The sequence below is a fragment of the Vagococcus sp. CY53-2 genome (assembly GCF_022604695.1).
GTDB lineage: Bacteria > Bacillota > Bacilli > Lactobacillales > Vagococcaceae > Vagococcus.
This window is the reverse complement of sequence record NZ_JALAHP010000002.1, coordinates 413,773-425,686: the sequence shown is the minus strand read 5'-3', so window position 1 is coordinate 425,686 and position 11,914 is coordinate 413,773. Positions and strand designations below refer to the sequence as shown.

General features: G+C 32.3%; 15 protein-coding genes and 1 pseudogene. 5 read left to right on the top strand and 11 right to left on the bottom strand.

From position 1 onward, the window contains the following. Positions 1-326: 326 nt before the first annotated feature. From MN581_RS05985 to udk, 4 genes are all read right to left on the bottom strand, one after another. Complete coding sequence (locus tag MN581_RS05985; protein ID WP_241699391.1) at positions 327-695, bottom strand: hypothetical protein; 369 nt, start codon at positions 693-695, stop codon at positions 327-329. A 71-nt stretch (positions 696-766) separates the two neighbouring features. Beyond that, a complete protein-coding gene (locus MN581_RS05980) occupies positions 767-1,135 on the bottom strand; it encodes a CvfD/Ygs/GSP13 family RNA-binding post-transcriptional regulator (protein ID WP_241699390.1) in 369 nt (122 codons plus the stop codon). A 129-nt stretch (positions 1,136-1,264) separates the two neighbouring features. After that, positions 1,265-1,849 (bottom strand): peptidylprolyl isomerase, encoded by a 585-nt coding sequence (locus MN581_RS05975; protein WP_241699389.1) that lies wholly within the window; start codon positions 1,847-1,849, stop codon positions 1,265-1,267. A gap of 20 nt (positions 1,850-1,869) precedes the next feature. Next, on the bottom strand, positions 1,870-2,502 hold the full coding sequence (udk, locus tag MN581_RS05970; RefSeq protein WP_241699388.1) for a uridine kinase: 633 nt from the start codon (positions 2,500-2,502) through the stop codon (positions 1,870-1,872). A gap of 181 nt (positions 2,503-2,683) precedes the next feature. Between udk and MN581_RS05965 the strand changes: the two genes are divergently transcribed. Together MN581_RS05965 and fetB are read left to right on the top strand one after the other, a co-directional pair. Beyond that, the gene (locus tag MN581_RS05965) at positions 2,684-3,325 is read left to right on the top strand and encodes an ATP-binding cassette domain-containing protein (RefSeq protein WP_241699387.1); all 642 of its coding nucleotides are present in this window, start codon (positions 2,684-2,686) and stop codon (positions 3,323-3,325) included. Position 3,326: 1 nt separating this feature from the next. Beyond that, positions 3,327-4,085, top strand: a complete 759-nt coding sequence (fetB, locus tag MN581_RS05960; protein ID WP_241699386.1) for an iron export ABC transporter permease subunit FetB — start codon at positions 3,327-3,329, stop codon at positions 4,083-4,085. 51 nt (positions 4,086-4,136) lie between these two features. Here fetB and MN581_RS05955 read toward each other — a convergent pair whose 3' ends face one another. Then, positions 4,137-4,694 carry a recombinase family protein gene (locus MN581_RS05955; RefSeq protein ID WP_117972750.1) on the bottom strand — a complete coding sequence of 186 codons (558 nt, stop codon included), beginning with the start codon at positions 4,692-4,694 and terminating at the stop codon, positions 4,137-4,139. 404 nt (positions 4,695-5,098) lie between these two features. Between MN581_RS05955 and MN581_RS05950 the strand changes: the two genes are divergently transcribed. The 3 genes from MN581_RS05950 (at position 5,099) to MN581_RS05940 (ending at position 6,587) form a co-directional block, all read left to right on the top strand. Continuing rightward, positions 5,099-5,278: a hypothetical protein gene (locus tag MN581_RS05950; RefSeq protein ID WP_241699385.1), complete on the top strand. Its 180-nt coding sequence runs from the start codon at positions 5,099-5,101 to the stop codon at positions 5,276-5,278. A gap of 15 nt (positions 5,279-5,293) precedes the next feature. Beyond that, complete coding sequence (locus MN581_RS05945; RefSeq protein WP_241699384.1) at positions 5,294-5,566, top strand: hypothetical protein; 273 nt, start codon at positions 5,294-5,296, stop codon at positions 5,564-5,566. Positions 5,567-5,654: 88 nt separating this feature from the next. Next, complete coding sequence (locus MN581_RS05940; RefSeq protein ID WP_241699383.1) at positions 5,655-6,587, top strand: D-2-hydroxyacid dehydrogenase; 933 nt, start codon at positions 5,655-5,657, stop codon at positions 6,585-6,587. Positions 6,588-6,973: 386 nt separating this feature from the next. Here the strand turns inward: MN581_RS05940 and MN581_RS05935 are convergent. The 6 genes and pseudogenes from MN581_RS05935 to MN581_RS05910 form a co-directional block, all read right to left on the bottom strand. Further along, positions 6,974-7,480: pseudogene (locus MN581_RS05935) on the bottom strand (ABC transporter ATP-binding protein); the annotation flags it as partial. Between the two features lie 555 nt (positions 7,481-8,035). Continuing rightward, complete coding sequence (locus tag MN581_RS05930; protein ID WP_117972748.1) at positions 8,036-8,413, bottom strand: DUF956 family protein; 378 nt, start codon at positions 8,411-8,413, stop codon at positions 8,036-8,038. Positions 8,414-8,509: 96 nt separating this feature from the next. Beyond that, positions 8,510-9,421: a PTS system mannose/fructose/sorbose family transporter subunit IID gene (locus tag MN581_RS05925; RefSeq protein WP_117972747.1), complete on the bottom strand. Its 912-nt coding sequence runs from the start codon at positions 9,419-9,421 to the stop codon at positions 8,510-8,512. Positions 9,422-9,439: 18 nt separating this feature from the next. After that, positions 9,440-10,258 (bottom strand): PTS mannose/fructose/sorbose transporter subunit IIC, encoded by an 819-nt coding sequence (locus MN581_RS05920; protein ID WP_117972746.1) that lies wholly within the window; start codon positions 10,256-10,258, stop codon positions 9,440-9,442. Between the two features lie 21 nt (positions 10,259-10,279). After that, entirely contained in the window at positions 10,280-11,266 is a 987-nt protein-coding gene (locus MN581_RS05915) for a mannose/fructose/sorbose PTS transporter subunit IIA (protein WP_117972745.1), read from the bottom strand. Positions 11,267-11,283: 17 nt separating this feature from the next. Beyond that, positions 11,284-11,799: a mannose/fructose/sorbose PTS transporter subunit IIB gene (locus MN581_RS05910; RefSeq protein WP_117972744.1), complete on the bottom strand. Its 516-nt coding sequence runs from the start codon at positions 11,797-11,799 to the stop codon at positions 11,284-11,286. Positions 11,800-11,914 lie beyond the last annotated feature (115 nt).

The following is an 11,914-nucleotide window of genomic DNA, read 5'->3' as shown; positions in this document are numbered from 1 at the left end:
CGCCAGCGTTCGTCCTGAGCCAGGATCAAACTCTCAATAAAAAGTTGATAACATCTTGCGATGTTTAGCTCATTTGTTTTAAAACTTGCTAGCGAATTGTATTCACTAAATATGGTTTGTTTCTACATAATAGAAACGCCCTACACATTTGGTTCGTCTTACTTTGTTCAGTTTTCAAAGGTCTAAACTTTGTTGCCGTAACAACTTTTATATCATAACAAGTTGTTTGTTTTTTGTCAACATTATTTTTAAAAAATATTTTTTATTAAATAACGTTATTGTGACAACTTCTATATATTACATCCTGTAAATACTTTTGTCAACAACTAATTTAAAAAAGGCACACCACTTACATTAAAATGTTGTAATACCATACGCAAAGTAGAAGGCTCTTCCCACAAAAACTCTGAATTCAATGCCCTGGTTTCAATATTCTCTTCATCTAAACTAAATACAAAAAGTGGTAATTTTTCATCTTCAATATTGATATTAGTCAATTCGACTAAGTCCATAGCATCAGAATTCAAGCCAACTGATTGAGTCAACTTATCTAATATGCAAGCTAAACTTGTATAATTGGTATCAATAGTTGTTTGAATAAAACTAACTGTTTCTTGATCTTTTTGCACTAAAAATTTTTTATGACCATCTTGTTGATTAAGAATGACTGTCCCAGCTACTCTAGACTGTTCCAATATTACACACCTCTTATTTAATAGTTATAATAAATCGACAAATGCAATTATAACATATTTTCAGAAATATATCAGTTATTTTCCGTAATATCATCTAAAAACTCATCAACCCAATGTGATAAATTCTTATCAATGCTTTCAAAACCTATATTCTTATATCTATTTGTAAAATATTTTTTCTTTTTATATAAAACAGGTGGTGCATCTTGAAATACTCTTATCGATAAACTAATTTTCTTTGTGTACTCATCAATATCAATAATTTGAACTTTCACTTTTTGATTAACTGTCAATTCTTCTTCTATATTTTTAATAAATCCATGCTTCACTTCTGATACGTGAATCAAACCTTGTTGATTATCTCCAAGAGACACAAATGCTCCATAAGGCTGAATCCCTGTTATTTCACCTATCAATATGTCTCCAATTTTTAATGTCATGTCCTTAATTCTCCTAAAATAAATTTTCTTATAATCATCATTTTAACATAAACATCTTAGACTATTCACTACTCTTTACAATATAAAAAGAAAAAGCCACTTACCCAACTAGGCAAGTGACAAAATATCTTATTCTTCTATTAAAACCTCATCGATTGTTACATCATGCATTGGTCTATCTTGTGAATCACGACTGACACTAGCAATTTCATCCACAACATCCATACCTTCAATGACATGACCAAAGACTGTATGTCTAAAGTCTAACCATGGTGTTCCACCACTATGATATGCTTCAATAATTTCTTCTGGGAATCCAGCACCTTCTAATTGAGATAGCATGTTAGATGGAACATTTTTATTTTGAACAATAAAGAATTGGCTACCATTTGTATTTGGTCCAGCATTGGCCATAGATAAAGCACCTCTTAAATTGAATACCTCTTTAGAGAACTCATCTTCAAATTTTTCACCATAAATACTTTCTCCACCCATACCTGTTCCAGTTGGATCTCCTCCTTGAACCATGAAATCAGGAATAACACGATGGAAAATTACACCATTATAATATCCTTTTTTACTTAATTCAATAAAGTTCTTAACTGTTTTAGGGGCTTGTTCTGGGAATAAAGCAACTTTAATGTCACCTCGATTTGTTTTAATTGTTGCTGTTACTTTAGCATTTTCTAAATCTAATTGTGGAAATGTTGTCATTTATAATTCCTCCTCATTTATTATTTCTCAAGTATACTTCTTACTTTAGTTGTTAACAAGTCTATTGCAACTTGGTTTTCCCCACCTTCAGGAATGATAATATCCGCATATTTTTTTGTCGGCTCGATAAATTGTTGATGCATTGGTTTAACTACGCTTAAATATTGACCAATGACAGAATCCAAAGAACGTCCTCGATCATGCATATCTCTTTTAATACGGCGGATAATTCTTATATCATCCTCAGTGTCTACATAAACTTTAATATCCATCAAATCTCTTAACCGTTCGTCTTCTAATATTAAAATACCTTCTAATATGATAACCTCTTTTGGTTCTTGATAAATGACCTCTTTACTTCGCGTATGTGCTTCATAATCATAGACAGGTTTCTCAATCGCTTTATATCCCATTAAATCTTGTAAATGCTCAATCAATAAATCAGTATCAAATGCAAATGGATGATCATAATTTGTGTTTAATCTTTCTTCAAATGATAGATGACTTTGATCTTTATAATAAGAATCTTGTTCAAACAATAAAATTGAGTGATTTGGTAATGCTTTTAATATCGCGCGACTTACACTGGTTTTACCACTTCCAGACCCACCAGTCACACCTATGACAATCGGTCTACTTTCTGCTGCCGTCATTAATATCCCCCGCTCGTTTTTTATTCCTTCTTTGATATCCTACTCTATAAACCACATGATTTCAATATAAAGTAAATGAATCACGACTAAATAAAATAATTATCAGTTAAGCATTAACATTAAATAATAATTATTATAATGATATACTATAGATATATTAATAGAAAAAAGGAGATTACTTATGCATTCATTATTTAATTTAGAAAACGTTTTTTTTAAACCACAAAATCAAACGATTCTAAACGACATTAACTTATCAATCAACTCAGGAGATTTCATCACTATTAGCGGTCCATCTGGAAGTGGTAAGAGCACCTTACTAAAAGTGCTAGCATCAATGATTACACCTACCTCTGGAAAATTACTTTATAAAAATAGAGAAATTGACAAAGAAAATATTACTGATTATAGGAAAGAAGTCTCTTATTTTTTCCAACAACCTACTCTATTTGGTGAGACTGTTATGGATAATCTGATATTTCCATTTGATATTCGACATCAAGAATTCGACAAATCTAGAGTAACAAAACTGTTAGAGACATTCAAACTTAATGAATCTTACTTAAATAAAAAGATTATAGATTTATCTGGTGGAGAAAAACAACGTGTTGCGTTTGTTAGAAATCTCATTTTTGAACCAGATGTATTGTTATTAGATGAAGTCACTAGTGCTTTAGATGACGAAAATAAAAATATTATCCAACAATTTATTTTAAATGAGTTAAAAGGAAAAACGATTCTTTGGGTGACACATGATAGTAATGAATTTAGCTTAGGGACACGTCAAATTACCATTATTGACGGAAAATTGGGGGAAAAATAATATGACTGATTTAAATATTTCAAATACATCGCTATTATTAGCAAGCTTGTTAATTGTGATAGCTTTAATTATTGATTACAAAGAAAAACTAGGATTAGGAAAAGATATTTTCGTTTCTGCCATTCGAACAGTGGTTCAATTATTCATCATTGGATATGTTTTAGGGTTTGTTTTCCAACTGGATAATATGATTTTAACCTTAGTCATGGTTGCTTTTATTATTTTAAATGCTGCACATCATGCCGGAAAACGTGCAAACTATTTAGATAAAGCCTTTCAAATTTCTCTGATTTCAATTGGTTTTGGTACAATTTTATCACTGTTTGTTCTATTTATATCTGGAACTTTAAAATGGACACCTTCACAAATTGTTCCAATAACCGGAATGATTGCCAGTAATGCGATGACTGCCGTTGGGGTTGGCTATCGTACAATGTCAACTAAATTTGAAGATCAACGTCAACAAGTACAAGAAAAACTTGCATTAGGAGCAACAAAAAAACAGTCCACTTTACCTATCGTAAGAGAAAGCATTAAATCTGCGATGTCACCAAGTGTCGATCGTGCAAAAACGGTTGGTTTAGTCAGTTTACCTGGTATGATGTCTGGTCTTATGTTTGCTGGTATTGATCCAACAACTGCCATTAGATATCAAATCGTTGTGATGTTTATGCTAATTGCGACTACTGGATTTTCAACCATGATTGCCAGTTACTTATCCTACAAACAATACTTCAATGACTTCTCTCAATTAAAATAAACAAAGAAAGACTAGTAAATGTTTTAAATGTCATTTACTAGTCTTTTTGTTTTATCTTTCTTGTACGTATTTATAAGCTGTTCCCAAAGAAATGTTACATTCCTCTGCAATTTGTCTTAATGTATATCTATTGTTGTTATATAAAAATCTAATTTGGTCGATTGTTTCTTGAGAGATTTTTGGACGTCCGCCTACACGACCCTTACGACGTGCTTCTTGTAAGCCTTTAGTAGTTCGTTCTCTAATAATCATTTTTTCCATTTCAGCAATTTTTAAAACCATTTCTAAGTATGCTGCATCATCAATGTCACTGTATGCTTCACCTTTTTTAACTACTACTAATCCAATGCCTTTTTCTTTTAATTGACCTAAAAATTCTGCTAATTGAATAACTGATTTCCCTAAACATCTTAATTCATATACAACCAATTGATCGCCTGATTCTAAACTAGCCACGATATCAGTCAATACTGTGTCACTTTGTGAAATTTCCTCATTCGTTTCTTTTTCAATGGATACAGTTTCAATATTTAAACTATTTAACCCATCGATTTGTTCTCTCACATAATTTTCCTCACTAGAAGCATAAACATATCCTATTTTTTTCATAGCTCCTACCCCCTATTATCTTGTTATTAAATTTTTGGTGCATTTCATTTCTTGGCTATGTTCATACTATATCGTTTTTTTAAAAAACCCGCCATATCAAACTTTACCTAACAATACGTAAAAAATGATAATTAATCATCTTTAAATGAAAATTCATAAAGATAGCATATTTTGTTATTTAAATTTCTCTAAAAATTCATATGCATATGTAATTTTTAGTTTAAAAAACATGTTTTTATAAATAAAAGTAACATTATGAATAAAAAAATTTCATTTAACATGTTTTATATTAATTGATAAAATGAACAAGAATAGAATCGATACATACCAAAATAAAAACTATTTTTTATTTTAGTATGAATTTATCCACTGTTTTTAGTAAAGGTGAATTAGAAATAGGCATTATGTCATTTCCTATTAAAGAAGAAAATTTAGAAATTGAACGAAATATTTTTCATACTATGAAATATGATGCGTCAATTTTAATGATGGATGATCATCCGTTAGCATCAAAAAAACCTCTCAATTTAAAAGATTTAAAAGACGATACCTTCTCATCTATGAGCAAAGACTATGTGTTATGACATGTGCTTCAAGGTATGACACGAGATGTTGGCTTTATACCAAAAATTGATATTATGAGTAATAATCATGAAGTATTAGTCAATAATATTATGAAAAATAATACGTTAGCTCTGTTACCCATTCAGTTAAAAGATTTTTATGACGATTATCCACTAACTTGGGTACCTATTAAAGATAAAATTAAACCATTTGATATTGTCGTGATTCATAAGAAGAACACGCCACTTAGCCCTGCATCGGCATTATGCTTAGAATTCCTTACCAGTCAAAAAATAATAAATGATTAACTAAATCTATAGGCCTATCAATTATACTAATTAGAACAATAATCCTCTTCATCTTATACTGTACTTATAAAGATACAAGGAGGAAAAAATGAAAAAGATTATGATGATAGGCGCTAGGGAAGATGAAAAACAGTTTGCTGATAAATGGGCTAAAGAAAATAATGTTGAAGTTGGTTTAACTAATGAGGTACTTAATGAAGAAACTTATCACTTGTTAAAAGGGTTTGATGGTTTAAGTCTCCAACAAACAATGGGGATTTCAAATGATATTTATACCCAACTGAGCAAAGATGGCTTTAGACAAATTGCTCAACGGTCAGCCGGTATTGATATGTATAACTTAGATGTTGCAAAAGAAAATAATATTTTAATTACGAATGTACCTGCTTACTCCCCAAACTCTGTCGCTGAGTTTGTAGTTGGAAGCGCTCTAAATTGTTTAAGACATACAAAATTAATTATTAAACGAGTGACAAATCATAATTTTAGTTGGGATAAATCAATCTTGTCTAAAGAAGTCAGAGAATTAACGATTGGAATATTAGGGACTGGTCGTATTGGTCAGTTGACGGCTGAGATGCTCGAAGGCTTTGGTGCAACGTTGATTGGTTATGATCTTTATAAAAATAAATCATTGGAAGCTATTTTAACATATGAAGATAATTTTAATACGTTTTTAGCATCATGTGATGTCATTTCTATTCATATGCCTCTAACAGAAGAAAATTATCATTTATTTAATGAAGAAACCTTTGCAAAAATGAAGCCTGGTTCTATTTTAATTAACGCTTCTCGCAGTGCAATTGTTAACACAAACGATTTAATTAAGGCTCTGGACTCAAATCAATTAGCATCTTGTGCACTTGATACTTACGAAAATGAAATGCCTTTTGTGACAAAAGATTTTAATAATAAATCGATTAATGACCCGGTGTTAGAAGAATTAATACAACGAGATGATATTATTTATACTCCCCATATTGCTTTTTACACTGAAACAGCTGTCACAAATTTAGTGTGAGGTGCACTTGATTCATGTTTGGCCATATTAAATGGTGAAAGACCGCAAACAATTGTTAATCTATAAATAAAAAAAGCCATCCGTTTCCGCTGACGGCTTTTTAATATCTCTAGAAAAATTATTTCTGTATATACCGTAAAGACAATCGATTAAAAAACTGATAACTAAAACATAAAACTTTTGCCCAATTTAATAAATTTATTATACGTTGTTCACTTACATTTCTATCATCAGTTTATTGTTTTCTAATGCTTTTTCAATTATTTTCTAAATATAAATAACAAATAATGACATAGTATCCTTTTAAATACCAAATTCTATTGTCCTATCTAAATTTTCAAGTCACTAATTTCTCTTAATGATAAATCTGTAGCAGTTGTTTTTTCAGGTTTGTAAGTAGTCCTTACTCTATGACGTTCATACTCAGGGTCAGGTAATGGAATGGCGGATAATAAGCTTTCTGTGTAAGGATGTAATCCATACTTATAAATCTCCTCTGCACTTCCAATTTCTACCAATTTTCCATAATACATCACCCCTATACAATTGCTGATATATTTAACCATTGATAAATCATGGGCAATAAACAAATAAGTCAGTTGTTGTTTTTCTTGCAACTCTTGTAATAAATTGACAACCTGTGCTTGAATAGAAACATCCAAAGCAGAAACTAGTTCATCACAAATAATAAATTTAGGGTCAATCGCAAGAGTTCGTGCGATCCCAATACGTTGACGTTGACCTCCTGAAAATTCATGTGGATAACGTGTCCCATGACTTGGGTCAAGACCAACAAGTTTTAATAATTCATCTATTCGTTTATTTCGTTCACCTACATTTTTGGCTAACTTATGAATATCAATGTCTTCTGCTATAATATCTCGTACTTTCAAAGGATATTGAAGATTGTAAAAAATCTCATCAGATGCTCCAATTTCAACAATTCTACCACCATACATTACAGCTACTCTATCAACGCCATTTACTACAACACCCAAATCATGTGCACTAAAAACAATAGAGGCTTTAATTTCTTGTTGAATATCTTTCATTAATTCAATAATTTGTGCTTAAATCGTTATATCAAAAGCCGCTGTAGGTTCATCTGCTAATTCCTCTTTCCCACTTGTGCTATCTTTAGTTTTTACTACATCGCTTTCACAAGCCGCTTACGTTAAAACTGTTACAAACATTGATAAATACTTCATTTTATTTTTCACCTAGTGCTCCCCCCTTTTTTTAAAATTAAATTAGAAAAAATATAATAAAAAAATGAATATAATATATGTTTTTGATGGTAAAATCAATAATATTTCAAATTTAATTTATAAGAGATTTATTTTACTATATTGAAAGACTTTTAAATAACCATTTGGCACAGCTTTTCATTTCATAAATAATAAACCTTTCGGCAAAATGAGTTTACATTCATTTTGCCGAAAGGTTTATTATTTATTCTTACCAAATTTCGCTCTAATCCCCCGTTTAACAACATCTAAAAATCCAAGCGATTGAACCATTCTTTCTGGATTAACATACTCTCTTATAGCACGTAAGACCACTTTGGGTTTTTTAGAAGAAAAAGTATAGGTTCCATTTTTTTTAGTCTGAATAGCATATCTTGGAATCCATTTCCCTTTAAACATGACAGAAGCAATAACATAATCAACTTCTTCCCAAGGTATTTGAATAAATTTTCTTGGATCACGCCCATGATAAAATTCAAATCCTTTATCACCTATCATAATTTCCCCATAATCTGTCAAACCAGTAAACGCTGTTGCATCTATTACTAGATCAATTTTTGTATTAAGAGACTGAACCATCAAGTCACTTCCTTTACTTTTCTTTTAACACTATATCAAAAAATAGCTGCTATTTAAAAAAAGAGGCCTATATAAGACCTCTTAAAACTTATTTTTTTACAGTAAGCCAATCACATGACCTAAGATACCAACAACGAACAAACCGATGATGATAACAATTGGGCTTACTTTTTTCTTAAGTAGCCACATACAGAAGAATGTTAATAATAACGGTGCTAAACCTGGGATTAGTTGATCCAAGTTATTTTGTAATGTTGTCACTTTAACATCACTTAACGCACGACCAGAAGCAACTTCTTCAAACGCTTGTTTCACACCAGCCATACCATTTGGAAGATTTGCCCAGTCAACATAGGCTCCTTTATCAAGAGGCACTTTTGACACAATTGGTTTGAAATCAATGGACACCCATCTTTCAACCAATGCTGCCAGAACAAACATCCCTAAAATAGAAGCACCTTTTGTAACATCTTGCAATAAACCACCCGATAAGTCATCTGTAATTTTTGATCCAGCACGGTAACCAAATTCTTGTGTATACCACATAAATCCCCAACGAATTAAGTTCCAAGCCACGAAGAAAATAATTGGACCAAGAATGCTACCACCTAGTGCAAGAGATGCACCAAGAGCTCCAAGCATTGGACGTAATGTAAACCAGAAAACTGGGTCTCCAACACCAGCTAATGGTCCCATCATCCCAACTTTAACCCCTTGAATTGCTACATCATCAATTTCAGATCCATTAGCTCGTTCTTCTTCTAACGCCAATGTTACACCTAAAATAGGAGAAGCAATATATGGATGTGTGTTAAAGAATTCTAAGTGACGTTTTAATGCATCTGATTGTTCTTCTTTTGTTTTGTATAATTTTTTGATTGCTGGAATCATTGAGAATGCCCAACCACCATTTTGCATACGTTCATAGTTCCAAGAACCTTGAATAAATGTTGAACGCCACGCAACGGTCATACGATCTTTTTTCGATAATTCTATCTTTTCTACCATTTTTTCTTTCCTCCTAAATTAGTAATCGTTTAAAATATCGCCTAGTGGATCACCAGTATTGCTTCCACCACCAGAATTTGATGAACCACCCATTTTAGACAAGTTAATGTAGATTAATGCAAAGGCCACACCTAATGCACCTAAGCCCATTAATGTAATATCAGAAACTGCGGCAATAACAAATCCCATTGCAAAGAATGGCCATACTTCTTTTGTTGCCATCATGTTAATAACCATAGCGTAACCTACCGCTACAACCATTCCACCACCAATTGCCATACCTTCAGTTAACCAAGCTGGCATTGATTCTAAAAAGTGTTGTACAGTTTCAGCTGGAATAAATAACAGTGCTGCTGCTGGAATGGCAATACGAATTCCTTGCATACATACAGCCATAATGTGTAGACGTTCAATTTTACCCATATTTCCTTCTTCGGCTGCTTTATCCATCATATGAACGATTGGTACAGCTAATGTTCGTACAATCATTGTTAAGAATAATCCAGCGACTGCTAGTGGAATAGCCACTGCGATTGATGATGACACTGCATCTTTAACAGAAATTGATTGAGCTCCTAATGCTTTAACTAAAATAATAGCAGATGCTACTGAAGCAAGTGCTGCATCTGGTGCCACTGCTGCTCCAATATTTGCCCAACCTAGAGCGATCATTTGAAGTGACCCCCCTAAAAGAATTCCTGCTTCCAAGTGACCTGTAACTAATCCAATTAATGTACATGCAATCAATGGTTGATGAAATTGAAACTCATCTAAAATACCTTCCATACCTGCGAAAAAGGCAACAATAATAACTAAAATGACTGATATAACAGACATGATATCCCTCCTATAAATGGTTTATTTTCCTAAATCAGTTTTTGCTTTTTTAACCAACTCATCCATGTTAGCTCGTGAATCATTTGGTACTTTACGTACGTCAAACTTCACACCATCAGCTTTTAATTGCTCAAAAGCTTTAACGTCTTCTTGTCCCATAGAAAGGACTTTATTTACTACCACTTTTCCAACAGAGTGGGCAAGTGATCCAACATTTACTTCGTCAATCTTCACGCCACCATCAATAACGCGAACAACATCTGCCGGATTTTCAAACAACAGTAACGCACGCGTTCCACCAAAACGTGGATCTTTTGCAATTTCTATCATTTTTTTCACGGGAATAACATTTGCTTTTACTCCTGGTGGTGCTGCTTGTTCGATTAATTTCTTACGTAGATCATCTTTTGCAACTGAATCCGATACCACAATGATACGTGTTGGATTGGTTGCTTTTGTCCAAGCTGTTGCCACCTGACCATGTAATAATCGTGAATCAATACGTGCCAACACAAATTTGATTTTTCCATCACCAATGACTGTTCCTGGCGGGATAGAACCCATTTGTGCTTCTGGTTGAGCAACTTCATTTTTCTCTTCTTCTGGTTCAAGAGCTTCTGGACGAACTTTAATCCCATCTTTTCCTGTTGTTACAATTTGAGACGCGATTTTATGAGCGCTTGTTTCTGATAATCTCATCGCATATGCTTCAATTAACATTGGTAAGTTTAATCCACTGACAATTGCCCAATGGTCCTTATGTTCTTCAAATAGTGTATTTGCTTGATTAAATGGTGTACCTCCCCATAAATCAACTAAAAAAAGGACTTCCTCTTGCTGATCAAATGTGTCAATTGCTTCGATAATTTTTCTTTTAACATCATCTGGACCTTCACTAGGCATCAATGTAACGGCTTTAACATTTTCTTGTTCACCAAAAATCATTGAACCAGATTGCAAGATTCCTTTAGCAAACTCACCATGACTTGCTAAAATAATTCCAACCATATTTGTGACCTCCTATTTTATATCATTTTCTTTTTGTCAGTTTTTAATTGATTCTTTTTTAATAAATGAATCAAATCAACAGGAATATCCGAAACAACTTTTCTGACATCAATAGTTATTCCTTGATTACTTAAAAAAACAAAAGCTTCCTCATCTTTGTCATCTATTGCCACAGCGTTTGTTATCATATGTTTACCAGTTTGATAACTCATTCCACCAACATTGAGTGTTTCAATTTTCACACCAGCTTCTACCACTTTTTTAACGTCTGAAGGATTCGTAAATAATAGCATTGCTTGAATAGAATCATTAAATCGTGGATCATGATAGATTCCTATCATTTTTTTCACTGGAATCACATTAACAATAATATTAGGTGGCGCTGCTTGAATAAGTAATGTTTTTCTAAGGGCATCCTGTGCCACATCATCACTAACAACAAGAATACGATTTATTTTTGAATGTTTTGTCCAGACTGTAGCAACCTGTCCATGAATCAATCTGTCATCAATACGAACTAATCGAATATCCATATGATGCCTCCTTTTCTTCATTTTAAACATTCTATAAATATATAAGCAAAATTCATGCCAACTTTCAAAAATACTATTAAACCAATTAATAAAATAAGAAAAAGATACACTCGGC